This window comes from Brenneria uluponensis (assembly GCF_032395385.1).
Taxonomy (GTDB): Bacteria; Pseudomonadota; Gammaproteobacteria; order Enterobacterales; family Enterobacteriaceae; genus Prodigiosinella; species Prodigiosinella aquatilis.
This window is the reverse complement of record NZ_CP135917.1, coordinates 1,524,113-1,548,959: the sequence shown is the minus strand read 5'-3', so window position 1 is coordinate 1,548,959 and position 24,847 is coordinate 1,524,113. Positions and strand designations below refer to the sequence as shown.

The window sequence follows — 24,847 nt, the reverse complement described above, 5'->3', positions numbered from 1 at the left end:
CACCTCTGGCACCACGGACGCATGAATGAAACAACTCCCACCAGCAGTTGAGGTCATTATGAAACCTGACACCAACAAGAGCCGCCTCTCCTCAGCACAACATTTGCGGCTAGTTCAACGTATGCGGTCATACAGCAATTGCCTGGAACGTGCAGGTATTCCACCAGCAATTACATTCCGTCTGGCTATGCACACAGGGCGGCGCATTCTCGCAGAATTATCACAGTGAGGCATAACGGCAATGAGTTGGATTTCAACATACACCGGGCGGTGTTTTAATTACAACCAGTCCCGTCCAGATGATATCTGCATCGATGATATCGCCCACGCACTTTCCCAAATCAACCGATTCTGTGGCCATACACATTGGCCGTACTCGGTAGCACAACACTCAGTTGGTGCTAGCTATATTGTGCCGCCTGAATTTGCATTTGAGGCATTAATGCATGACGCTCACGAGGCATACGTCAACGACATAATGTCGCCACTCAAACATCTACTGCCTGACTACAAGCAGATCGAAATGGATGTTGAGGCAATGGTTCGCATCAAGTTTGACTTACCATTCCAGATGAGCCCTGTGGTTAAACATGCCGATCTGGTCATGCTAGCGACTGAGAAGTGCGCTCTATTGCATCCCAACTCAGGCAACTGGCCAATTTTAGACGGTATTGAGCCGTCTAACAGAATCATTGTTCCGATGAGCGCAGTAGATGCAGAGCGCGAATTTCTAAACCGCTTTAACGAACTCTCCCCCCAATAATTCCGCCTTCACCAGGGGGCATAACCGGGCGCGTATTGCGTCGCCGGATTCGTAACCGGCACACAACATGAAATTTTCAACCAACTAACGGAGGATGAAGATAATGTTCGACAGCTGGCCGCTCTTTTTACAGAGAGAAGCGATCATCCGCTTCTGTGTGTGAAGAGGAGAAGTATCTATGTCTGAAAATGCTGAAAGTAAATGCACACCATTCAGCCAACAGATTTCTTATATCAATAAAGGAACTCTGGACGATGAATTAACTGAAACACTTGCAATGATTATTAAAGCTGTTCGTGAGACTCGAAAAAAAGGCTCGGTCACACTAACCATTAATTGTGAAATGCTGAACAGTCGCACAGAGGACACGCTGAAAATCACGCCAGATATTAAGTTCAACAAACCTAAACTTGAGCTGGCCGATACCATCATGTTTTCTACATCAGACGGCGATTTACTACGTGATGACCCTGACCAGATTCAAATTGATCTGCAGGTCATCAATACCAAAAACAACGCGGCACCTATCAAGTTGCAATCCAACAGTTAATTTTCACCCTGAGAATTAACACCCCTCATAAAATAAACAATCAAGGAAATATTTATGTCACAGATTGTTGACGGCTCTGCCGTGTCTGAAATTCGTAATCTGGCTATTACCGCTCATACGCCGGATACGGACATCCCGGTGGCAGTTATACCGGACGGGCATGATGTTACCTCGCTGGAACAATTCCAGCATCAGCCGACACGAATCCGCCAGCGAGTTAACCTGATTTCGGTTTCGTCACTGATAGCTTACGTTAAAAAATACGAAGACCCCCGCACAGCCATCTTTGCCGATAATACGAAAACAAAGATTATCGCTGTTCTCGACTATCACGAAAATGCAGAGCTCCCGAACTGGGGTAACCATCAGGCTATCTACGACTGCCCATTTTCCAAAGAGTGGCAGGAATGGGCGTCAAAAGATGGTAGCGCTATGCGCCAGGTGGAATTCGGTGAGTTTATCGAAAAACGCATCGGTGATATTGCAGCAATTAGCGAAACCTATGCAGGGCCATCCGGTGTGGAACTACTGGAAATGGTTCTCGCATTCTCGGAAACGCGTAAATCTGAATTCAAGTCAGTAAAACGCCTGAATGACGGCACATTCCAAATGAGTTACAGCGATGAAAAGTCTGGCAGCGGTAACACCAAACTACCGGAAAAAATCAGCCTGGCCATTGCCCCGTTCCACAACGGTAACCCATATCAGGTTGACGCCCGCTTTCGTTACCGCATCAAAGAGGGTCAGCTATTTCTCTGGTACGAACTGATCGACCCGGAAAAAATCGTCGAACACGCATTCAGTGAAATTGTTACCGAACTGCAAAACGCTTTCGGAACCATCCCGGTTTATGAAGGTTCCATCTAAGTGCTGCCTTATGCGAGCCGCGCGGTTCGCATAGTGAAGCATTTACCCGACAGGAAATTAAATATGGCTACTTTGAATCAACGCTATGCCAGCAAAGAAACCGGAATCACGGTTAGAAAAACACATCTTGTCCCGCTTGAAGAAATTTACACTGAAGATGGCTATAACATTCGCGAGTTAAATCAGACCCACGTCGACGAGTTTAAAGACGCGTTTATGGCTGGGGAATATATTCCCCCGCTGGCAGTGGAAGTGACAGAGCGAGGCGTTAAGGTCATCGATGGTCACCACCGCTATTTCGGTGCATTGGCGGCAAATGAATCAGGATGTGAAATTCTGCGTATTGAATGCAAGGATTTTATTGGTACTAATGCCGACAAAATAGCATTCATGGTCACCAGTTCTCAGGGACTAGCGCTAACACCGCTGGAGCGCGGGGCGGCATATTATCGGCTGGTCAATCAAGGATGGAGTAACGCGCAGATTGCACAGAAAGTTAAACGCTCTGAGTCCGATATTCTTCAGCATTTGCAGTTACATCAAGAGTGCTCACCGTATGTCAAAAGCCTGGTTCGTTCTGGCTCTCTGAATTATGCCCTTGCTATCGAAATAAACCGAGAACACGGCGTTTATGCAGATAAAGTCATTTCCAAATTAATGGAAAAGGCCGAATCCGCAGGCAAGAAGAAAATAACCAAGGCTATTGCCAAGCCACAATTCACAACAGCAAAAACGAAACGCCTGATTGAGTTGATTTATAAGTCCACGCCGATCGTTAGTCAGGATGGGCTACGCGATTACCTGATGCTGCCCGATGGCGTGAAAAACGAAGTGATGAAAATTCTTACAGAGTTTAGAGACTACAGCGAGGGACAGAATGAACCTCAGCCAAAATAAAATAAGCGTTGGCGTCTGCTATCCCGCGACGGCACCAACTGGGAATTACTCACCCACAATGATTACAACAACCAAATCGATAAATAACGAGCCTCACCACCAGCGGGGCTTTTTATTACCAGAGGTTTACTACTATGCGTCATATCATAAGGGGTAATCCTACCCCACCCGAAAGAAAGGCCGCAGAAGCAGCACTTCAAAACCACCAGCAGCGCTACGGAAATTATGCGCGTAGAAAAAATAGCGAAACCTATCGCGTTCGCGTAGCCAATAAAACCTATTCCGTTGAAGTGACAAATCGTGATGCATCATACGTTGCTACAGTGATGAATCATCATCGTTCTCTGCAAAAGATGTGCGGGGTGCTAGCGTGAAGTTCACTCTTGACGCCCGATGTGCAACACCGAATACCCTCAACATCATTAGCGTATCAGGTGGTAAGGACTCTCTCGCACAATGGCTATTAGCCATAGAATCCGATGTTGAACACATTCCAGCATTTGCTGACACCGGACACGAACACCCGCAGACAATGGATTATTTGGATTATCTGGAATCTAAGCTGGGGAAAGTGTGCAGGGTTAAAGCGTCGTTCGATGATCGCATAGAGGGTAAGCGCAAGTTTATTGCGGAACATTGGCCTATCACTCTGGTTACTGAATGCTACATGACCGAAGCGCTGGCCACCGCAACCATTGTACGTGCGCTTGATGTTCTAAAACCTACAGGTGTTCCCTTTCTTGACCTCTGTATGTGGAAAGGCCGCTTCCCCTCCACTAAAGCCAGATTTTGTACTTTTGAGCTAAAACATGCCCCTATTCGTGATCGACTTGTCATGCCGCTTCTGGCTGATTATGACGAGGTGATTAGTTGGCAAGGGGTTCGTGCTGAGGAGTCTCCATCGCGGGCGTTACTGCCGGAGTGGGAAACCGATGCAGATAACACCGCGGGGTTAAATGTTTATCGCCCGATCCTAACGTGGACTCATGCCGACGTATTCGCATTGGCAAAGCGTCACGGTATTAAACCAAATCCGTTGTATCAACAGGGATGCAGTCGGGTTGGTTGCATGCCCTGCATCCATGCCCGCAAATCTGAACTGGCAGAAATTTTCACTCGATGGCCGGAAGAGATAGCCCGTGTAGCTGCATGGGAAAGGCTGGTTGCCACCTGTTCGCGTCATGGGAATAGTACCTTTTTCCCTTCCACACAAGATCCACGAAAAGCAGAAAGGCGTATCGCGTGTATTACCGTCGAATCTCACGGTATTGAAACGTATCGTGATTGGGCGCTAACGACGCGGGGGGGAAGTCAATTTGATCTGTTTGCCGGACTAAACGACAAAACCGTATGCAGCAGCGTTTATGCCGGGGTTTGTGAGTGAATAACAGGTTAGGGTCATTACACCAAATTATTCACAGACAGCCGCCCGTAATTCATTAGGCGGTTTTTTTATTGCATCAATCTGGAGAATCCATGAACCACTTAATGATTGACCTCGAAACAATGGGTCAAAACCCACAGGCCCCAATTGTCGCAATCGGGGCTGTTTTTTTTGAACCGAAAACTGGCGAATTGGGGCCAGAGTTTTATAGCCCTGTAACACTGAAAAGTACGATACATGGCGGCGGTGTTCCTGATGCAGACACCATCATTTGGTGGCTGCAACAAAGCGAAGAAGCTCGCGCTGCTATCTGCGTTAAAACTCCCCCTCTCTTACTGGTACTGCATAACCTGAAATTGTTCGTGAATGAAAATAGCGACCCAGGATATCTACAAGTTTGGGGTAATGGCGCGGGGTTTGATAACGTCATTTTACGTGAGTCGATTAAGCGAGAATGCTTCGGTGATATCTGGCAATGGTTCAATGACCGTGACGTCAGAACCATTGTCGAATTGGGACGAGAAATTGGATTTGACCCGAAAAGGGATATGCCGTTTAACGGGGAGCGCCACAATGCGCTGGCCGACGCTGAACACCAGGCTAAGTATGTATCTGCTATCTGGCAGCGCTTATTAGCGCCCCACCAACAATAAGAGGTAACACAAGATGGCAACACGCTATATTGGACGAAAAGAGATGAGCCAATTGACAGGTAAAAGCTATCCAACGCTTTGGCGAATGTATGCAAAAAAGAAAGAGTTTCCAGCACCGCAAAAAAGCGCCAGCGGTACATTCCTTGGCTGGCCCGAACACGTATATGAAGCTTGGGTTCAGCAACAATCACAGAATTGATAAAGCCGACCGCCAGAACACGGCGGACTTTTCAAACCAGCGACTTTAATTTCCCTTCCCACAACGCGATCACTTCGCGCTTTTCCTTCAGATAGTCATACCTGTCATAATGCTTGCGTGATACGCCCGGACGTTTGTGATTCTGGACGATATCACGCAGTTCTGAACTAATGCCCATTTCCCCTGCCAGCGTTTTAAACGTCCTTCTGATATCCCTTGGTGTAAATGCCGCAATTTCTGTTTTAAGACATAATTTACGAAGCTGTTTACTGAATTCAGCAGACAGTAAATGCCCTTCTTTTGTCTCTGCCGGAAATAGAAATGGTGAGCCAGGATATAACCGTTCCTGCGTTTCAAGAATGCAGATCGCGCATGGACAAAGCGCAACAACGTGATAATCACCATTTTTAGAAATATGCGGCGGTACAGTAAGTGTTTTCCCTTTTTTGTCCCAATTATCGCGCGTGTTTGTCATTAATTCCCACGGACGCTGACCACCAGTGTACAAACACAAAAGTGCCAATCTGGCAAAGTCAGGATTGATCGGGCAGACTATATCTGACACATCCAACAGTTGTAATAATTGCGTTAACTCATCCCACGTTAAGAACCTATCCAGCGCTTTATCCGCCCCCTTCTGAGCGGGGACTACAGACACGGGATTGCGATCAAGGCCATACTTAACCTTACCGTTTATGTTGGCAGGATCGTTATCAGCAAACAGACCAAAATTGAAAACTGCGTGGAGACTTGTTCGAACCTTGTTAGCCCCTGCCAACACCCCTCGCTTAATAAAATCCGCCAGCACTCTCTTTATATGGTCTGGTGTTACATCTTTCGCCGACATGTCTGGAGAAATGTACCCTGTAGCCAGCACCTGCTTGAGCCTATTTTCTGTTTTATCGTAAGAGCGGCGCTCCAGCCTCTTCTGATCTGCAATGTAGTCATCGAATAACTGTTGGACCGTTGCATGTTCAAAAACCACCGGCTCTGGCGCTGAAACATTAGCCGCAGCCTCAAGTGCTTTAGCTGTTGCATCTGCCAGTGAAAGATGGGGATAATCACCTAGGGACAAAAACTTTCTGGCACCGTTTTTGTGGTACTTGTAGACAAACACTTTACGGCCAGACGGGTATACTTTTATCCCCAGCCTGCCAGTGCCGCGAGTCGCCGCAGCCTGCCAAACGTAGTACGCCGACTCTTTGGGTTTGATACCTTTTATCTTGCTGTCGGTAAGTAGCATTCCAGCCATTACAGGTGCCTTAACGGGTGTCTTAGTGGTGAAATACTATGATACATGGCAATATCAGACAACACATTAAAATCATTAAATATCAAATAGTTGAAACTTAATGAAATCACGAAAAACTAATGTAAATAGTAAGTTAGCGGACTTCTAAGCCGTAGGTCACTGGTTCGAATCCAGTAGGGCGTACCATTCCAGGTTCTACCCCATTCGACAAAACCCGTTATATTTGTTGATATCACACGGATTGTTTGTCGCTGAGTCCACCCAGCACAACGGGAACCAAGTAGCATCGAGACGATGCCATGACATAACGCCCTCGTAATCCCAATAACATGCTATGCCAACGATAACGTAAAATTTATCCACGGTGATTACCATGGAAAAAACTCACGGTGATCGAGAACTTTTCCGCCCGTCTGGAAGTACAAATTTATGGTTTTGCATCTGCTGTCCACACCGGCCAAATTCGCGCAATGCTGACAAGAAAAAGAGCACCCACGGTCCGTATGATGCCATGCTGGCTGGACATGCCCGTTCAGTAGGATTGATACTGGTAACGAATAATGCCCATGCGTTTTAGCGCGTGTCAGGACTACAGGTGGAAGAGTGGGTAAATCAATGAGCCAAATTCCGTCATGGCGTTCTAAAAAATGTCGCTCTCTCAAAATAGCAGGAAACGCGCATTATTCTTAACCCGATAACTCACTAATTAAAAATAGGGTATAAACCATTATATTCTGCGGTTAGTTCGCTAATTCTTCAACTCAAGGGCGGTGAGGCCCTCGTCATACATGGTTATCCGTTTCTTGAGAACCACTCTAATGGGATTGAGAGTGTGGCCTGTTTCCGAACGCACTCGACAACCAACGGACAACGAGTACACATGTAATACCGATGAGCCCACCGAGAATCACATTAATAATGCGCTCGCCCGCGACGGAAACCGCCTGCCCTCCGACCGTCAAAGCGAGAGCGATAAAAGCACAACGTGATCCAAAGCCAAGTATATAGCGCCGGAATGCAATCAATGTGAGTAAAGCCGCAATAACGCTCATTCCATAGGCCGAGGCCGTATGTGGCAATTCCCATCCAGCAACGATGCCGACGGGAACACCGATGAGCGCACCGAACGCACGGTCAAACAGTTTCCGGTGTTCAGTACCCGACTCACCTGTCACCACGCTGGCCGCCGACCAGATCACCCATTGTCCGTGATTGAGCGACTGCCATTCGACGAGAGTCGCCGCCAGACCGACAGCACAGGCGATAGTCAGACAGGCCTCGACAACCTGCCGTCGCTCTCCGAAATCCGTCCTGTGCGACAAAAGAAAGAAAGTACGCTGTCCATAGATGACAAATGAGGAGGAACGTTCCTGCGCGGAATGTCTTAAAACCGCTAAAATGATGACCGGAACCAGGCCGATTAAGATATAGGGAAGTTCATGTGCGGCATGCACAATCAACTGTTGCGCTGTGGACGCTTCAAGAGATTCACTGGCAAGATAAAGGGTTGGAATAAATGTGAAATTCCCCAACGACCGCAGGGCATGGCCTTTTATCGTGAGCCAGATCGACGCGACCGTCATGACAGCGCACAAGGCGACAAAAAAAGTAGACGACGAGGATGCCGTGACGAGTATGACAAATCCGGCAGTGATCGCAACACCGTGTAATAAGACGCCGAATGGCGTGAGAACCAACCTTTCTTCGACAATCATCGTGCACATACTGACAAGCGCCGTCGTCGCCAGCCAATGAGTGTTGCCAAATATAAAGAACAAAATAACGGAAGGCGAGACAACCAGAAGCGCCCACATCAACGGTCGCCAGGCGATCTCATCCAGCATGCCTTCCAGCCATCGCGCCCGCTTCATCATAGGTCTTTCAAATCCGCTACTGAAACGATCTCGGCAATCGTCGCCAGAACTTTCATGGACTCCTGGTGCTCTTCTTCGGAATTGGCTGCGCAAGCATCCTCGACGACGACGACCGAGTAATCGCGGTCATGTGCATCGCGCGCAGTCGATTGGACAGCCCATGTGCTGCTGACACCTGCCAGAACAATCCGGTCAATGGCTTTCGAGCGTAAGACAGCTTCCAGGACGGTGCCGTAAAATGCGCTCACGCGTGGCTTGATGAGAACCAAATCACTTGGTTCGACATGAAGGTCCGGGTGGAACGCCGTACCCGGACCGTCAAGATTGAGAGCACCGAATTCATGGACACGACCGAACATGGGTGAATGTTTGGGCTGTTCAATGTAGCTCGGTGAAAACCCGACCTTAACCAGGACGACGGGCCATCTCTTCGAGCGTGCTATTTCCAAAGCGCTGTTTGCTTTCTCCACGACGTTTCGTTCAAACGCATGCCGGGCAGAACGAGCAATCTTCCCGTCTGGGTGCATAATATCCACAATGTAGTCAAGGGCGATGATTATCGTGTTCATGGGATTCTCTTTGTGTTAAGCCACTTTCGACAATGGCGACCAATCGCTCAATGATGTCTCTCGCATTGAGAAGGATAGCGCGCTCATTTTCCGAAAGATGTTGGCAAATAATATCCGCAAGCTACCACTCCCGGCAGGAGTAGTAACCTTCCAGTGTTGTACGCCCAAATTCCGTGAGGCTTCCGCGCATCTTATGTTTGTCGGTTGCATTAGACCTTCGGCTTCACGAAACCGTTCTCCTTCAGTCGACGAAGGAATGCCGTGAGAAAGGACGGCGGCTTGACTATAAAGAAGCAACCGTCCTACCTGGAGCAAGAGTGCATAGATGCGATAATTCATTATTTTAAAACATCTTATTTCTAAAAACCGGTGTCCGTTTTCCTCGGATAAACGCTAAGCATGCATCAATCGTGTCGAGTTGCTGTTGAGCTCAATCCCGCCGTTCTCGCCGACGATAACGGTCCCGCCGAGATTGATCACTCGCCGACCGATGCCGCAGTTGGGCTCAAGGGAGAATACCATTCCGGCTTCGAGTACCCGGTCGGTGCCCATCGACGGGAACGGCAGCACTTTTCCATAACGGGCCATTTCAGGCTGATCAGCGATACGCTCGCCCGCGCCGATCATGTTATATGGTGTCAGCGAATGAATGAGGGGATGAACTTGCCAACAAGTCAGATCGCGCATCGGCGAACGCATCGCTTCGACGACCTCGGAGAAGACAGTACCAGCCTTGAGTGCCTTTACGCCCGCCTCATAGGAAGCCCTCGCCAACGCGGCGGCATCATAAAAGTCAGAATGAATATTACCTACGGCGATCGCCGGCTGGTGTTGGGTTTCGAGCATGCCGAACGATGAAAAAACCTCAGACAGAATGATATCGCCTTCCCTGATGGTGCGCGGCATCTCCGGTCGATAGAGCCATACTGGCTGACCCCATCCGACGAATTCCGGGCCGGATCCGAGCAGAATCTGACCGCAATACCCGATATTGCGAGCTGCCGTTTCGAGAGCGGCCGCATAGATTTCATTCTCCCTCACGCCTGGACGGGCAGCAGAATGCATTGCAGAACACATTTTTTCACCGACATCCGCTGACCATTTCAGAACAGCAATCTCTTCAACGCTTTTGGCGGCTGTACGGGCGAAAAAGTCGTTACCGACCGGCTTGAAACTTGCCTTTGGCAGATCATCAACAATTGTCTTCCACGTATTATAGGGAATGACGCCGTCAAAATAGTAAGGCGGGTAAGGTTCCAGGCCGATTACGCCGATACTACATTTATCCAGACCATGATCCTCTATGATCTCAACGACGTTTGTTCCCATCTTTCCGGCATAAATATTCTCAGGCTTAATCCAGCTTCTATAGCCTATCGAAGCGGCCTGGATATGATCTTCTATGGCAGTAGTCAGGAATACGATGGTGATTGGCTCTTCACCCTTCGGAACGATGACGATCGACCCTGGGCGTTCGTTGGTGAACCATGTATCAGGAGCATAAAAGGCGGGAAACACACCCTCGCGGTCACCGTAGACGAGCAATGCGTCAAGACCGAGGTCTTCCATCATTTGGTTGGCGATGGACCAGCGCCGATCACGCTCGGCAAGCGAATAGGTCGGGACGATAGTAGACATGGCATTTTTCCTTTCTTGATTGTTAGAGACGAACACCTTCGATTTCCGCTTTTCCAAGCGGCAACTTAGCCGTGGCGATAAATCGATCGCCCTCAACTCGCCCTGCTATATCGGCGTGGACACGACCGATAGGCGTACTGATACGGGCGGAAAACCGGAGTTCGTTCTCGTTGATGACACCACCAGAGAAATCGGTCCGCCCCTTGATATTCTCTATGAAGCCGGAAAGCGTTGTGCCCTCGGTACAGAGCGTTAATTTCGCTTCCTGTGGTCCAAGCGGCGTTTTGACCGTGATTTTGTAGGTTCCATGAACAGACATTGTGTGTACCTCGCAGCAAGTGTTTATTTAATGACTGTAGAGTCATTATTGAGCGGGGTAAATTTCTTGTCAATCAATTAGTGACCTGAAAGTCATTATGTGTTACAAACGGTCAGTCACAATGCGCCGAAAAAGCATCGGTGCAGTACAACCAAGGTGGAGGCATTGATCGATGGAAAAGCATACATCCGAGCCAACAGGTAGGCAGCGAAGGAGGCGTAAGGAAGCTCGACCTCAGGAAATCATTGCTGCGGGATTGGCCGAATTTGCTGAGCATGGTTTCGAGGCGACACGACTGGAAGACGTTGCGACCCGAGCCGGCATCGTCAAAGGCACGATTTATCGCTATTTTGAAAGCAAGGAAATGCTCTTCGAGGCGGCACTATCGTCGGGCATTGCGCCAGTTTTCGAGACATTACCTCAACTCATCAAAACATATGAGGGTTCGACCTTGGATCTTCTGACCCTGTTGATTCAGCGTCTTTATAAGACCTTGTTCACCACAGAGGTCGAACTCCTGGCACGGATTATCATCTGCGAAGGAAGGCGTTTTCCGGCGGTTTCGGAACTCTACTATCGACTTCTGGTGAGTAAGGGACAAGACATTCTCCATCAGATCATCGAGCGCGGCATCTCACGCGGCGAGTTAGTGCCATCTCCCTTGAGCACCACACCGGAAGTACTTATTGGTCCTATGGTTATGGCAATCATCTGGCATATGATCTTCGATCGTTTAAATCCGATTGCACCGGCGCAATTTCTGGAGGCCCATCTCTATATGCTGAAACAGGCTCTGGCCACAAACCACAACCAAGAGACCACGTCGTCGATTTCGTCCAGCGAAAACATACAGAGTTAAATGAAATTGCCAATCCTCGCCACCTACCTGGGTGGCCCCACTATAAGGTTCTATTGAATAGCAACAGCAGGGAGACTGATATGCATCACAATTATATTTCTCACATCGTCTGGACAGGGAATCGGGGTGAAGGAACAGTCCACTATCGAGGCTATGATCGCACCTGGGACATCGCTGTGCCGGGCAAGGCGGTTATACAATGCTCGAACGATCCCTTTCTCGGCGGTGACGCGACAAAGATGAACCCGGAGGATTTGCTGATTTCATCATTATCGGCTTGTCATATGCTCTGGTATCTCCACTATGCATCAGATGAAAAAATCGTAGTGACGCAATACGAAGATAATCCTGTCGGTATTGGTGAAGTAGAGGCAAGTGGAGCCGGTCGCTTTGTTTCTGTCACGCTTAAACCCAAAGTCACGCTGAGGAGTCGTTCGAATGAAGAGCTGGCAAAATCCATTCATGATCGAATTCATAAAGTATGCTTTATCGCCCGTTCGGTAAATTTTCCGGTTTTCTGTGAACCAAAATTTGTTGTCGAATCTTGAGATGACAGTGACCGGGAAGAAAGGGAAACCGGGTTATCCGATTCACAGGATTATCGCTCCCGGGGGCCCCAACTGCCGCAACACCGATCCACCCTGGACGATGCTGAACCAGAGGCTTCACACCAGAACACGACGCTTCATCACTCTTGAGCGAGTACGATCCATAACTCCAGCTACCGTTACTTTCCGACTCTCGGGAAGAAGATCAGCGCGCCTACGGCACACAATGCCGAAACCAACCAGACTGAACTCCAGGTGGCAAAAACCAGCAACCAGGGAATGGCTATCGGGGTGATAAACATAACGATAAACGCGCTGGTATTTCCCATCGCCAACGCCGTACCGGCACGTTTAACGCCAGCCATTGATGCCAGCTCGGTATAGGCCACACCGTGCCAGGCGGAAACCACTACGCCCGAGAACACAAACAGAGCCACCAGCAACCCGGTAGACAGGGATCCATTCTGCATACCCGGCCAGTAATGGACCAGTAAACCAAGCGCAGCAAATGCCACAATACTCATTGCGGTACAGGTTCTCAGATAATTTTTACGGTTCTTGTTTTTGTCGGTCCAACGACCACTCCAGATACGGAAAACTATAGCTCCAGCCTGGATCACGGCCAGACTAACCGATACCAACATCATGTCCAGATGGGCAAAATCATGCAGAAATACTGAGCCGAAGGTCAGTAAAGCCAACTGTGGGACGCACAAAAAGCCGATGGCCAACACAATTTTCCAGACAGCAATATCATGCAGCGGCCCCTTACTTACCTGAAACTGAATCCCCGCTGCCATGCTGGCATGATGCTGGGGATCCGGTTCATGCAACCATAACCAGGCATAATAGCCGGCAACCACACACAATATCGCCGCCACGATATACATCACCACAAACCCGTAATTTGCCGCCAGAAAAGGCAGCAGCAGAGCACCAAGACCATAGCCCATTGGCACGGCAGTTTGGCGGATACTCATTGCCAAACCGCGCTCGCCTTCTTGAAACCAAGCCATGATTGCCCGCCCACTGGAACCATTGACACTACTGCCCAGTAATCCAATCGCCAAAGCGCATGCAATCAACAGACCATAAGCGGGAATAAAATCAGTATATGGCGCAGCAAACGCCGCCATTAATAGCAACATCACCGCAGTGCTGAACAATCCCGTCAACAATACTGGCCTATCTCCCCAGCGATCGGTGAGCAGTCCCCATGGCAGCTCACTGAGCGCAATTCCAAGCCCTAACATCCCCAACACAAATCCCAGTTCAGCATTGGTAATGTGGTAACCGGAGCGCACAAACACCGCCGTAGCCGGCAGGCCGCCCACTATCATCGAAAAGCAGACATTCGCTATTACGCCAATGCCCAGCACTTTCCAACGGTGACGGTTGCCACGCAGCACAGTTACGGTATCAGTCATGGTAGATACTCCAGATCTTCGGTCCAGTAGCCGGGACAACGACTATCGGTGGACATAAACCAACGGGTGTGTTCATGGCGTGCCAATGACAAAAGCGGCCTAACAGGTTGTCCATCGCAGCCAATGGGATGAACAAAGAGAGATGCGATAATAAGTGTCAAGCGGACATCTTATCTGCTCGTTAGTAATCAATAATCCAACTCAACCGGTGTAGGGTAATCTTGTAGTTTGGCCGCGCCACCCAGGGTTTCGCGGATGGTCGCGATGTAACGTATCTTATCCATTCCGTTCACCAGATTATCCAGCTCACTAAAAGCAAAACGTAGCGAACGATTTCGAGCCCAACGTTCTAGCGGCTCCAGGCGGTAGTAGAAATAGACCACCGTCAACTCGCGATTAATGTGATCGACTTTTTCAATACGTGTGACATGCATTCGGCCGTAACATAAGTCACCATATTTCCGCCAGTTTTTCTCCCCGAGAGGAGTCAAATTATAAATTATTTTTTTGCCCTCCTGAGTCTTTCGTGCCAGCCGAGCATCCACCAGCGCATTCAGGCGACCGCTGACCCAAGGCGAATCATTAGTATGACTGTCCACCGGCCACGCTCTTTCTCCCAGACACAGTGGCGGCTCTGCACCAAAAAAATCCTGAAGTAGTTGCCGGTAGGTATTACTGTCATTTTTTGCCAACGCATCAACAGAAAATAGCCACATCAAGAGCATCAGAGAGTAGATTTTCATCTTGTTAACATTGCCTCATCGACTTCCTGATAAGCTTCATCGGCCGACTGATAGGAGCGTTGGGCTGTTACGGTCTTACTCATCGACCATTCATAGAGTGGTACGCCGGGATCATCTCGCGAAACCTTGAAACGATAAATCGTTAGTGAAACTTTGCCAACATCAAATAAATCTTCCTCTGTCTTCCTTGCTGCTACTAGATAATAGCGTTTTTTTATCTTGAACAGTCGATTATCCTGAACAAGAAAATCAGCGCTGGCAGACAATCGATAATCAAACCAGGTGAATTCGGAACTATTTGTTACCGGCATGATGCTGTATCCACCATCCGGACGATGGATAAAAAAAGTGAGCCCAAGATTGGGATGCGACGTATTGTTATCAAACTGCGCCAGAACGACGTAATCCTTTAACCCATCCTGGTTTATATCCAATTGATTGACGCCATTTTTCAGCGTTACCGGTGTCAAAGCATAGGCGTTTGCGCAGCTAATAAGCAGGGCAAATAAGCAGAAGCGTTTATTTATCATCGATCGGCCTCACCAAACGAAAACCAATATCAGACATGGCAAAACCGGGAGTATGTACATCGCAACTCGCTAATGAACCAACCCGATCCATATAGCTTCCACCGCAAAAGTAGTACATCTTTTTACCGCCCTTTACTGCGTAATCCTCATTCAACCACTCAGAAACATTACCGCTCATATCATACAGACCCAGCGAATTTGGTTGCTTAGAGGCCACGGGTAGCGTGCTGAATGTCTGGGTTCCTGATACCGGGAGGTTTGCAACACTCTCTGGTTGGTCTTTACCTGCATAGCGACTGCCATAGGTCCCATCGCTCAATCCTTTATTTCCTCCTCTGGCCGCTACCTGCCACTCTGCTAGTGTAGGCAAGCGATAGCCCGATGCCTGAGGATTTTCTCGTATACCGCTGTCGGTACCCTCTTCTGGCGGAATTTTCAGTGCCTGGCCGTCGGCGGTAACATAATAGGGTTGTAAGTTGTGCTGGGCACTTAATGCATTGGCAAAAATAACCGCGTCCCACCAGGAAACATTAGTGACAGGATGCCGACCGCCGTCTTTTTCTGGTGGCCAGCAGTCTTCAAACGTAGCGCCGTTACAACCACCACTTATTTGATAGCCTTGCGTCTCCGCCCATGCTTGCAATGCCTGATATTGGTGATATGTAACCTCCGTTCTCATGATAGAAAACGGTGTCAGATGCGTGTTGGCATGGGCGGCATAATCCTCTTTACCAAAAACGAGGCCGACATAGAAATCCCCCCCGTCTACATTTACTTCCTCTATCGGCAGTATTTCTCCGTGGGCGCTACCCACATTTTGGAAAGTGAAAAGTAGCAAAAAAAAAGCAATACGATTTTTCAACATGACGACCCAGGTTCAATTTCGAGGTGAGTGAGTGGTATGGAACAGCACGGCAAGATATACCCGCTAGCAATGTCGTTGCGCGATATACCGCCTGAGTGATCCATTTTGACTTCACCGGCCGTGAGACGCACTTTACATACGCCGCAATGACCAGCGGCACATCGGTAGGGAAGCTTAACGCCAGCCTCATGGGCTGCACTCAGAATAGTTTCATCTGATGACAGTAAAAACGTAGTATTGGAATTAATTACCTTACATTGATAATCAGCCATTTATACTCCTCCGGCCAAACGTCGCAGTAACTCCTTCTGCAGGAGTTTATTTTCTTTTTTAAACGTTGCCGTGGCAATCGCATTTTCTTCGATTCGCCGCAATAAATAGGGTAACGACTTATCAAGAGGACCATAAGGTAGGTACTTACACACACGAAATTCCAGGCACGATAAGGAATAAGTGATGTGGTCTCCCAGGCCGTACAGTTGCCCCACCCAGACCTGGTGAGCATGTAGCACTTCACTTTTCATAATACGAGACAGACTGTCTTCATTATGTGTAGCGAAGAAGGGTGAAATCCTGTCAAGGCGTGGTGAAATATAGTCAATGGCTGCGTTATAATTGCGATCCGTTTCTTGCTTGGTGGAAAAGCAGCACGCGCCACCATTAACTTTTTTTTCTTCTTCCAGATAGGCACCACGCACAACCTTCACGCCTAATACGAAATCATATAAACAGGCCTCCTGGTAATATTCATCAAGAAGGCGCAATTGATCTTTCAGATAAAATTGCAACGTTAGCGTAATGGTGGCGGTTCTGACATTAAACACGCGCATCATATTCAACACCAACCGATCCACTGCCGGCTGAATGGCTGTTTGCTCGGCATCAACCATTACCCGGACGTTGTGAGCCTCGGCATATTCGAAAATACGGCGGTATCGAGCCTCAATTCCAGCCCATTCTTCATCTGACGAGGCATTCAGCACAGATGCCCTACTCTGTCTGGCATATATTGCCGAGCGCCCTAGTGAAGAGGGCTTGATGACCACAAATGGAATACTTTCCATTTTTTGTGACATGTCGATTAAACGCAGGGTATTCTCCACAGCGTAATCAAACTGTGCTTCATCGTTTTCACCTTCGACTGCATAATCGAGGATACTTGAGATACCCGCTTGCGCCAGATTAACAGCGGTCTGTTTTACTTCATCTAACGTCTGACCACCAAAATAGATGTCATTAATTAATGAAAACAGTTTCCCTTTAGGACGAGATAGATATTTTTTCAGGAAAAGAAGTGAGAATTTACGTGTCAATTTATGAGTAAGCGTTTTTGTTGATAAATATTTAAAAAGTAGTTCACTTGAAGAGTAACGTTTATAGATTATGGCGAGATCTTTGTTCATTTTTATTCCCAGAGAATAACCTTCCGGCGCATAAATACACCGGAAAGAGGTGGATCAAAGATCAGCTGTTTGTCCGCGATAGAGTCGACGCAAAATATTATCGTCGTTAAATTCTTCACGCTCGTGAATCACGCGGCGGTTATCCATGATGAGTAAATCACCATCTTCCCAGAAATGTTTGTAGAAATAGCGGGGTTGCTTGAAGAACGTTTCTAATTCCTTAAAGAAAGTTCGGGTTTCCTGGTCGCTGAAACCGACGATACGCGGTTCCCAACTAGCTGGCTGCCCTTCATCAAATGGGAAATAAACAAGCATCTTTCTCACCCAGCCGAGATCAGTGAAAACGGGTACCTTAAACCACCCCGCAGGTGATACATCAACATAATATCCTCGTTCTAAAACGCGAACTTCAAAGGTCTCTTCCTCAAGTACGCGTAATAAGTGAGCGGGCATTTCTTGGCAAGCAAGGACATGATCACATACCGTAGTCGCGCCTCGGAATTTCACGTTTTTGATCTCTGCGGCATACAGGAATACCTGATCAACTTGAGAAAGCAGTAGGCCACCATCGGCATGAAAAGGTAATTGACCACGTCCTGTGACAATTTTACCTTTCTCCCCTTCCAGCTTTAGTGTGTCCCGATAACCAAACCCCACACCGATTTTCTCGTCCGCATACTCTACGATAGTGCCATAGGCAGAATAAATATCGCGAAAGGTATCGGCATCAATATCCAGGTTTTTAACCACCACAAATCCCTGCCGCATCAGCAGTTTTTTTATGGTTTCAGTTTTTGCTTCCAGAAAATCTTTATGGTCGATATAAGCACCAAAACCAGATGCCATGATCGGATTAAATTTCACATTGTTATCCATTACCCTCTCCTTTTAATATTTTTCGCCTAGCACTTCTTTAAAATGATGTTGAGCATCTCTCGCCTGAAAAGCCGCTTTGTGAACCAATTTCGACGCTTCGCGCGTTTCTTCAAGTAGACTGATAAACGGTTGATTTACTGTTTTCTTTGTATTGCGATACGCAGCAACTGGATAATTTGCCATGCTTTCCGCTCGCTTAATGGCGATATCCAGCAGCACCTCGCTGTCCACGATTTGATTAACCAGCCGGTAGTCAATACAGCGTGTCGCATCAAGCGATTGACACTCATAAATGATCTCTTGCATCGTGCTAAAGCCATGGGTAAATCCCAGAATTGCCGCACCGACGGAACAACCGATGCCATGTTTTAATTCTGGCATGACAAAATTCGCCGTTTTTGACATTAATCTTTGGTCAAACATCAGGGCAAACTGGAATCCCATACCGATGGCATAGCCATCAATGGCGGCCAACGTTGGTTTATTTACGTTCAATACGGCTTCATACAGATCGATAACTCTATCAATCCAGGCTTCAATATCGTGGCTATGGGACAGTTGTTTAACCTCATTGAAATCACCGCCGGCAGAAAAAGAACGGCCAATTCCGCCATATACCACCACGGCTCGCACAGCATCGTCATCATTGGCTCGGGCAAGTGCTTCCTTGACACAATTTTCAAGTGAACGGCTGAAAGGATTATGCTCATTAGGATGGTTCAGCGTAATTAACCTAACCGCTCCTCGGTTTTCTTCTAATACCATAATTATTCCTAATTAATCAAAGCGCTAAGTTGTGATGGAGTGACTTCATCGATGGTCAGTCTCCGCTGTAGAAATGCTTTATAAACACGGTAGGTAAAACGGCTCTTGACCTGATAATTATCGACATGGGATCCAAGGACATTGGCAAACGCCTGATTAACCGATGATCCTTCATGGATACCTATTTTCTTTCTCCAAACGATTTCTTTCGGTAGCAGTTGAAGCGTATCGGCATAGTCACGCAGGATATTTTTGACTTCATTGTCATAAATTTTGTAATCGGGCTCCAGCGTATGGCAGAGGGCAATCAGATGATTCGTCCAGAAGGGGTGACGAACATCAATTCCATAATGGCTAGCGCCATGTGTTGAAAACTCCCCAGTCCAACGGGTGCGATAAACTTGCTCGGATAGGAGTTGGTTAGGATTATCGTATTGCATGCCGGGTTTAAGAATGCCGCCAAACAGTAAGTCAGAGCCATAACCCGTCAGCATGCATTTCACCTGCCCCTGTGCTTGCCGATAGACATTAAATAAACCCGACTGAATTTCAGCAGATAAACCATCAAAAATTTCGTTGTGGTAAATAGACTCGATAATGCCGTTGATAACCTCGGCTTCGGAAAGAATCTTCACCTGATGGTGAGTTCCCAAAGCATCAGCTACCTGTTGAGAGAACGTAAACTCGTTGCTGAGTTCTGTCCCAATCGAATACGTATTGAGCTGTTTAAAACGACGGCTGGCCATGGCGGTGACGAGACTAGAATCGAGGCCACCCGAAAGGGGAATTCCTACCGTGTCATAACATTGGGATAATTCGTCGAGAGGGGCGGTAAGGTAACGTTCGATCAGACCAAGAAGGATTTTGCGGTGCAGGTACAAGGTGTGATTACTGGATGGGCTAACCAGTGCTTTGCAGTTATTAAATAAATAACCTTCACTATCATAGGTAATGACATTGATTGAACCCGGTTTCAGACGCTGAGCATTTTTTATGGGTGTATAATCATCAGCCCGCAGAGAACGCTGACAAACCCGGTCTTCACTTTCAAAATATAATGCGTTCTCATCTTCAACCGTAGTCACAAATTTTAGACAATTAGTAACCCAATTTTTTCCCGCTTCTACAACATGAACGGGTGAGAAACCCCGTGAATCGGTCACCAAGGTCAATTCACCTTGAGGATCTTCAATCAAGAAGCAGAATTCTCCTTCTGCCATCGCAAGCGCCCCTTCACCAAGACGCATATACAGCAGAGCCAGTAAAGCGGCATTATTTGCGGTATAGGCTTCCCCATCCCACACTCCGGCTACTGTTTTCAGAAAATCTGGATTGTAGAGTGTGCCAATAAGATAAGCAGTCCCTTTTTCAAAAGGGAATTTATGGTAGGGTGTATTTTGACCTATATAAAGATACCCGCTATGTAATACTTCACCTTTGCCACTAAAGGATTGTTGAAGTTTATTTATATCGGCATCTGTTCCTTTATAAATGATACAAAAACCATTGCTCACAATAATATACCTTATATGACGAAGAGATCGATTTTTAATTCTGCGTTAATTATAACTAATCAGATGAAAAAACAACCTTCGTAAAAGAATAGTCTGAAAATATTATTGGTATAGGTGATACTATTCTTTTATATAGGTAATAGATGTACAGCATCATCTAAAGGTTGGTCAGCCATATAACGAAATATAGGTATTAAAATATACTATATTGCAACCAATTTTCTGGTCATGAGAGATTCCGTGAAGGCTCGAAACAGATTGAGCTCGAGTGCTTTGCTTATGGCATGGCGAGAATTAATGACATTAAGTTTTCTGACAGAGTTATTGATATGGAATTTCACTGTTGCTTCACTGATACCCAGTGTTCTGGACACATCTTTATAAGTGTTTCCTCTACTGACCAAGAAAAGCACTTCCGTTTCACGTGGTGTAATCAATGCACTTTGCAAGCAATCCAAGGGCGCCGTTTTACCTTTAACGAAGTGTTTATATTTCATTGCTTTTTCGTGAGTAGTCACTAACAACATTTGTAAATCATTCTCTCTGCTCTTTATAAAATCCTCAAAATCATTTTTTTCATCATTGTTAGCAATAGTCAGGATCGCCAGATTGTTATCATGGTCGTGAAGAACGAACGTGTAACCTACGGTGATGTCATGCTCCCTTAGATACATAGCAACATCTTCATTTTCAGATCGTAAAACAGCGAGATCGTTATCATCCCATGAAAATGGAGTTACTCTTTTCAAAGATAAATGTATAACAGGATCATTGATAAAAAGTTTATTATCAATATAGGTATCAATACATTTTTGGGGATAGTTAGAAATAAAAACAGGATTTGATAAAGAAGATTTATCCATCATAAAGTAAACGAATAAAACATTCCCATAGGACTTTAGCTTTCTTTCTATAAAATAACTGATTTCTTTATTCATCAACAATATTCCCAGAAAATACTAGTAAAAAAACAAGAATTACCGATATTTTCCCTGATAAAACAATCCCAGTCATTATTATTGATATATAAACACCATGACTCTAATGGTTGCCAACCATATCAATGCATAAACAATTCGTCAACATTTTATATCCATATTAACTAAACACATCGAATCACAGGGAGACGGCAGTCGAGTCAATCCCCAGGCACTGGTATAAGTAAGTAACTGGAGTGAGTAAAAGCGACCAGCACAAACACATTGACAACGTAAAGTATGCTGAGGATAAAATGATTATCACCAATAACAATTAATGAATTTATTATTTATTTTGCAATGTTTTTGTTAACACTCTGTTGGTAATATAGGCAGTGTTGCAACGAAAAAGGAGAGGCTGACATGGTAATATAAATTTCATAATTGACTATTTTAATATATTCACTCCATCAGTATGTCGCCATTTCTGTTAACGATGAGATTTATCTAAACATTTATACATATAAACACTCAGTGGGTCTTGAGTGTATGGAATGAAAGGATCACAAAATTGATAGCCACAATTTTGATACAGATTTATCGCAGATTGTTGATAAATACCTGTTTCGAGTCTCACTATTTTACAACCATTCACAATAGCGACTTTTTCGAGATGGGAAATGATTTTATACCCTAACTTTACACCTCGGCAGGATGGCTTAATGAAAACCCTTTTTATTTCAGCCGCATTTCCATCCTGAAATAATAATGCACCACAACCTATAGCTGCCCCATCTGAATTTCGAACTAATAAACAACAAATCGCATCATCATCTTGTGTACTTAAATCAATACAGTGAGCGCTTTCCAGGGGATAGCGTGGCAATTGAAAAGCATCCAGCTCAGAGATAAGCGCTTTCAGCTCAAGAGAGTCCTTTTTTACTTCCGAAATAGTAAACATTGGCTGCACTCACGTAATGTCGTTGTCACCCTTATCAAAAATGCTAAATGAGGCGAGAAGCGTAATTCACCAGAACGTAAATCGGCTGCGCTGGGCAAATTACTGTCACTGATCCAGACCGTCCCAGTCCGCCTGCCGGGCGTTCCCAATGAAACAGGAATACCCGGCAGACAAGTCACCCTTCATGCATTTGGCCTTCGTTGCTACCGATGAATCGGCTGGCATGAAGTCATCATGATGGGAACTTTCATGACCTAAAAGGCCGCGCTAACAACACGTCAAAACGCACCATCAATATCCGTCACACCGATCAACTTGTGGTTAACAAACTCCTTCAAGCCCAGATCAATCAGCTCACGACCATAACCAGAGCGACGTACACCACCGAAAGGCAGGTCAGCCTTCACCGCGGTCGGGTGGTTAATGTAGACCATACCAGTAGAGATCTTTTTGGCTACGTCAACACCGTGCGCAATGTCCTGGGTAAATACCGAACCACCGAGGCCAAACGGTGAATCGTTGGCGATAGCGATGGCTTCTGTCTCGTCTTTGGCCTTGAAGATTAGCGACACCGGACCGAAGAACTCCCAATAATAAGCGGGATTATCCACAGTCAATTCGGTCAACATCACGGGTCGGACGAAAGCACCGTTGGATGGTACTTCGGCGCCAATCACGGTAGCAGTAGCACCCTGAGCAACCGCTTTTTCGACCTGTTTTATGACATCATCGGCTGCACCTTGAGAAGATAGTGGCGCCAGGGTGGTAGATGGATCCATCGGGTCGCCGGCCTTGAGCGCGGCCACACCCGCAGCATAGCGTTTGACGAACTCATCGTAGATGGCCTCGACCACGATAAGGCGCTTGGACGAGCAACATACCTGGCCCGCATTCCAGTGGCGCCCGAACACCGCCCACTTCACCGCTTTATCCAGGTCGGCGTCGGCCAATACCACAAAGGCGTCAGCACCACCGAGTTCCATCGTGGATTTCTTCAGCGCCTGGCCCGCCTGGGCAGCAACAATGGCACCAGCGTCTTCCGAGCCCGTCAGCGCTACGCCGTGCACGCGTGGGTCGTTAATCATCATCTCGATCTGGCTGCGGGTGGCGTAGAGATTCTTGAAGCCGCCGACCGGCAAACCAGCCTCAAGCATCAACTTCTCAAAGACGTCAGCGCACTGGGGTACGTTAGAGGCATGCTTAAGCACGACCACGTTGCCAGCGGCCAACTGTGGGGCGATGATGCGGGCGATTTGATAATACGGGAAGTTCCAGGGTTCAATCGCCAGAATAATCCCCAGCGGTTCGTGCACTATCATCGCCTCAGTCACTGCCGGATCCTTGGATGGCAGCGTCTGCGGTGCCAGAAGCTTTTCAGCGTTCTCGACGTAATACTCAAAAATCGCCGCGGACAATTCGACCTCCGCTTTCGCTTCGCTTAGCAACTTTCCCATTTCCAGAGTCAGTACCCCGGCGTACTCAGTGCATTTCTTGCGCAGCAAATCAGCCGCCTTCTGTAGCACTGCAACACGCTCAGCGATAGTGACATCCTTCCACTTAAGGAACGCTGCTTGACCCTGTTCCAATGCCTGCGACACTTCCATGTCGGTAGCGTCAGGGAACGTCTTCAGGGTTTTTCCCGTGTAGGGATTGGTGCTAGCGTATGCCATATTGATTATCCTCTATAGTTACTTGTGGACTTAAACACGCATGGCGGACCATGAAGCCATGTCGATCACGAACGGTAGCACATCGGCGCGCACTATCCGCTCGCAGGCCTCATTGACCGGGACCCATACGGAATATTGGGTGATCAGTCAGGATGATCTTTTTTACACGGAGGTCGAGTACTTCCCGCACTCTCGAGCATCTGGCGAGGTAAACGTCCCGTTGATCCTATATTAATTTTTTCCACTGTCTGGCATCGTACGATGTGTCACACTGTTTACGCAAGCAACACTATTCTTCATCACTCTTAACTAAATTCACAAATAGACCCACAATGAGTGTTCCATCGTTCCCGTCCGTCTCACCTTCCAACGCTTGAGAAGACGATCAGCACGGCCACAACTATCCGAAGGCGTCTCGATAACCGAGGTACTAAAGTTGGAGGGATTACAAAGCCACTAAATTTAAAATTAATTGCTCATCGTTTTCTCATAAATAAAATATTATGTTACTAACAATAATGCCTGCACATGAAATGATTGGATCGTTAAGTCAATATAATAGCCAGATGCTCATTAAATAAATTAATAACACCATTATGATTGGTACACTCTGGTCATTACCATTGATAGTAATGACCCGTCGTATATCTCACCGCCTTAATAAGGCGTTGGTAGTCAAGTGGATGGATCGTTTTACTGGCGGATTGTTTATACCCAAAATAATTCGAGTTGCAGGAAGGCGACAAGAGAGTGAATCCCGATGAGCTTACTCAGATAAGTGATTCGGGTGAACGAACGCAGCCA

General features: G+C 47.0%; 29 protein-coding genes and 1 tRNA gene. 13 read left to right on the top strand and 17 right to left on the bottom strand.

What is annotated here, in order from left to right:
- Positions 1 to 241: 241 nt before the first annotated feature.
- The 9 genes from RS889_RS07145 to RS889_RS07110 all read left to right on the top strand — a co-directional run bounded on the left by RS889_RS07145 (position 242) and on the right by RS889_RS07110 (position 5,313).
- Positions 242 to 763: an HD family hydrolase gene (locus tag RS889_RS07145; protein WP_315710000.1), complete on the top strand. Its 522-nt coding sequence runs from the start codon at positions 242 to 244 to the stop codon at positions 761 to 763.
- A 178-nt stretch (positions 764 to 941) separates the two neighbouring features.
- Positions 942 to 1,313, top strand: a complete 372-nt coding sequence (locus RS889_RS07140) for a hypothetical protein (protein WP_315709999.1) — start codon at positions 942 to 944, stop codon at positions 1,311 to 1,313.
- A gap of 54 nt (positions 1,314 to 1,367) precedes the next feature.
- A complete protein-coding gene (locus tag RS889_RS07135) occupies positions 1,368 to 2,180 on the top strand; it encodes a YfdQ family protein (protein ID WP_315709998.1) in 813 nt (270 codons plus the stop codon).
- A gap of 63 nt (positions 2,181 to 2,243) precedes the next feature.
- Positions 2,244 to 3,077 (top strand): ParB/RepB/Spo0J family partition protein, encoded by an 834-nt coding sequence (locus tag RS889_RS07130; protein WP_315709997.1) that lies wholly within the window; start codon positions 2,244 to 2,246, stop codon positions 3,075 to 3,077.
- 15 nt (positions 3,078 to 3,092) lie between these two features.
- Positions 3,093 to 3,164: a hypothetical protein gene (locus tag RS889_RS23760; protein ID WP_425475140.1), complete on the top strand. Its 72-nt coding sequence runs from the start codon at positions 3,093 to 3,095 to the stop codon at positions 3,162 to 3,164.
- A gap of 47 nt (positions 3,165 to 3,211) precedes the next feature.
- Positions 3,212 to 3,451, top strand: coding sequence for a DUF4060 family protein (locus RS889_RS07125; protein ID WP_315709995.1), 240 nt, complete (start codon positions 3,212 to 3,214; stop codon positions 3,449 to 3,451).
- A complete protein-coding gene (locus RS889_RS07120) occupies positions 3,448 to 4,461 on the top strand; it encodes a phosphoadenosine phosphosulfate reductase domain-containing protein (RefSeq protein ID WP_315709994.1) in 1,014 nt (337 codons plus the stop codon). The genes RS889_RS07125 and RS889_RS07120 overlap by 4 nt, the downstream gene beginning before the upstream one ends.
- Positions 4,462 to 4,553: 92 nt before the next feature.
- Positions 4,554 to 5,114, top strand: coding sequence for a 3'-5' exonuclease (locus RS889_RS07115; protein ID WP_315709993.1), 561 nt, complete (start codon positions 4,554 to 4,556; stop codon positions 5,112 to 5,114).
- Positions 5,115 to 5,127: 13 nt separating this feature from the next.
- A complete protein-coding gene (locus tag RS889_RS07110; RefSeq protein ID WP_315709992.1) occupies positions 5,128 to 5,313 on the top strand; it encodes a helix-turn-helix transcriptional regulator in 186 nt (61 codons plus the stop codon).
- A gap of 31 nt (positions 5,314 to 5,344) precedes the next feature.
- Here the strand turns inward: RS889_RS07110 and RS889_RS07105 are convergent, their stop codons facing one another.
- Positions 5,345 to 6,565 carry a tyrosine-type recombinase/integrase gene (locus RS889_RS07105; protein WP_315709991.1) on the bottom strand — a complete coding sequence of 407 codons (1,221 nt, stop codon included), beginning with the start codon at positions 6,563 to 6,565 and terminating at the stop codon, positions 5,345 to 5,347.
- Positions 6,566 to 6,673: 108 nt separating this feature from the next.
- Between RS889_RS07105 and RS889_RS07100 the strand changes: the two genes are divergently transcribed.
- Positions 6,674 to 6,751: transfer RNA gene (locus RS889_RS07100), tRNA-Arg, on the top strand.
- Positions 6,752 to 6,938: 187 nt separating this feature from the next.
- Positions 6,939 to 7,142, top strand: coding sequence for a hypothetical protein (locus tag RS889_RS07095; protein WP_315709990.1), 204 nt, complete (start codon positions 6,939 to 6,941; stop codon positions 7,140 to 7,142).
- A 238-nt stretch (positions 7,143 to 7,380) separates the two neighbouring features.
- On the opposite strand, the gene RS889_RS07090 is transcribed toward RS889_RS07095, so the two are convergent.
- From RS889_RS07090 to RS889_RS07075, 4 genes are all read right to left on the bottom strand, one after another.
- Complete coding sequence (locus tag RS889_RS07090) at positions 7,381 to 8,439, bottom strand: FUSC family protein (RefSeq protein ID WP_315709988.1); 1,059 nt, start codon at positions 8,437 to 8,439, stop codon at positions 7,381 to 7,383.
- A complete protein-coding gene (locus RS889_RS07085; protein ID WP_315709987.1) occupies positions 8,436 to 9,008 on the bottom strand; it encodes a cysteine hydrolase family protein in 573 nt (190 codons plus the stop codon). Before RS889_RS07085 ends, RS889_RS07090 begins: the two co-directional genes overlap by 4 nt.
- A 393-nt stretch (positions 9,009 to 9,401) precedes the next feature.
- Positions 9,402 to 10,646 carry a M24 family metallopeptidase gene (locus RS889_RS07080; protein ID WP_315709986.1) on the bottom strand — a complete coding sequence of 415 codons (1,245 nt, stop codon included), beginning with the start codon at positions 10,644 to 10,646 and terminating at the stop codon, positions 9,402 to 9,404.
- Positions 10,647 to 10,668: 22 nt separating this feature from the next.
- Positions 10,669 to 10,965 (bottom strand): hypothetical protein, encoded by a 297-nt coding sequence (locus RS889_RS07075; RefSeq protein WP_315709985.1) that lies wholly within the window; start codon positions 10,963 to 10,965, stop codon positions 10,669 to 10,671.
- Between the two features lie 172 nt (positions 10,966 to 11,137).
- On the opposite strand from RS889_RS07075, the gene RS889_RS07070 reads away from it, so the two are divergent.
- A complete protein-coding gene (locus RS889_RS07070) occupies positions 11,138 to 11,824 on the top strand; it encodes a TetR/AcrR family transcriptional regulator (protein ID WP_315709984.1) in 687 nt (228 codons plus the stop codon).
- Between the two features lie 80 nt (positions 11,825 to 11,904).
- Entirely contained in the window at positions 11,905 to 12,372 is a 468-nt protein-coding gene (locus tag RS889_RS07065) for an OsmC family protein (protein WP_315709983.1), read from the top strand.
- A gap of 179 nt (positions 12,373 to 12,551) precedes the next feature.
- Here RS889_RS07065 and RS889_RS07060 read toward each other — a convergent pair whose 3' ends face one another.
- The 12 genes from RS889_RS07060 to RS889_RS07005 all read right to left on the bottom strand — a co-directional run bounded on the left by RS889_RS07060 (position 12,552) and on the right by RS889_RS07005 (position 24,043).
- The gene (locus tag RS889_RS07060) at positions 12,552 to 13,799 is read right to left on the bottom strand and encodes an MFS transporter (protein ID WP_315709982.1); all 1,248 of its coding nucleotides are present in this window, start codon (positions 13,797 to 13,799) and stop codon (positions 12,552 to 12,554) included.
- A 188-nt stretch (positions 13,800 to 13,987) separates the two neighbouring features.
- On the bottom strand, positions 13,988 to 14,542 hold the full coding sequence (locus RS889_RS07055) for a carbapenem biosynthesis protein CpmH (RefSeq protein WP_315709981.1): 555 nt from the start codon (positions 14,540 to 14,542) through the stop codon (positions 13,988 to 13,990).
- Positions 14,539 to 15,072, bottom strand: coding sequence for a carbapenem self-resistance protein CarG family protein (locus RS889_RS07050; protein ID WP_315709980.1), 534 nt, complete (start codon positions 15,070 to 15,072; stop codon positions 14,539 to 14,541). Before RS889_RS07050 ends, RS889_RS07055 begins: the two co-directional genes overlap by 4 nt.
- Positions 15,062 to 15,937: an SUMF1/EgtB/PvdO family nonheme iron enzyme gene (locus RS889_RS07045; protein WP_315709979.1), complete on the bottom strand. Its 876-nt coding sequence runs from the start codon at positions 15,935 to 15,937 to the stop codon at positions 15,062 to 15,064. Before RS889_RS07045 ends, RS889_RS07050 begins: the two co-directional genes overlap by 11 nt.
- On the bottom strand, positions 15,931 to 16,209 hold the full coding sequence (locus RS889_RS07040; protein WP_315709978.1) for a 2Fe-2S iron-sulfur cluster-binding protein: 279 nt from the start codon (positions 16,207 to 16,209) through the stop codon (positions 15,931 to 15,933). The genes RS889_RS07045 and RS889_RS07040 overlap by 7 nt, the downstream gene beginning before the upstream one ends.
- On the bottom strand, positions 16,210 to 17,340 hold the full coding sequence (locus RS889_RS07035) for a proline dehydrogenase family protein (RefSeq protein WP_315709977.1): 1,131 nt from the start codon (positions 17,338 to 17,340) through the stop codon (positions 16,210 to 16,212).
- Positions 17,341 to 17,394: 54 nt separating this feature from the next.
- Positions 17,395 to 18,216: a TauD/TfdA dioxygenase family protein gene (locus RS889_RS07030; protein WP_021016742.1), complete on the bottom strand. Its 822-nt coding sequence runs from the start codon at positions 18,214 to 18,216 to the stop codon at positions 17,395 to 17,397.
- Between the two features lie 12 nt (positions 18,217 to 18,228).
- Positions 18,229 to 18,981, bottom strand: a complete 753-nt coding sequence (locus RS889_RS07025) for an enoyl-CoA hydratase/isomerase family protein (protein ID WP_315709976.1) — start codon at positions 18,979 to 18,981, stop codon at positions 18,229 to 18,231.
- 8 nt (positions 18,982 to 18,989) lie between these two features.
- Positions 18,990 to 20,495, bottom strand: coding sequence for an asparagine synthase family protein (locus tag RS889_RS07020; protein WP_315709975.1), 1,506 nt, complete (start codon positions 20,493 to 20,495; stop codon positions 18,990 to 18,992).
- 203 nt (positions 20,496 to 20,698) lie between these two features.
- The gene (locus tag RS889_RS07015; protein WP_315709973.1) at positions 20,699 to 21,433 is read right to left on the bottom strand and encodes a helix-turn-helix transcriptional regulator; all 735 of its coding nucleotides are present in this window, start codon (positions 21,431 to 21,433) and stop codon (positions 20,699 to 20,701) included.
- Positions 21,434 to 21,902: 469 nt separating this feature from the next.
- Positions 21,903 to 22,373, bottom strand: coding sequence for a GNAT family N-acetyltransferase (locus tag RS889_RS07010; RefSeq protein WP_315709972.1), 471 nt, complete (start codon positions 22,371 to 22,373; stop codon positions 21,903 to 21,905).
- A gap of 278 nt (positions 22,374 to 22,651) precedes the next feature.
- On the bottom strand, positions 22,652 to 24,043 hold the full coding sequence (locus tag RS889_RS07005) for an NAD-dependent succinate-semialdehyde dehydrogenase (protein ID WP_315709971.1): 1,392 nt from the start codon (positions 24,041 to 24,043) through the stop codon (positions 22,652 to 22,654).
- Between the last annotated feature and the right edge of the window lie 804 nt (positions 24,044 to 24,847).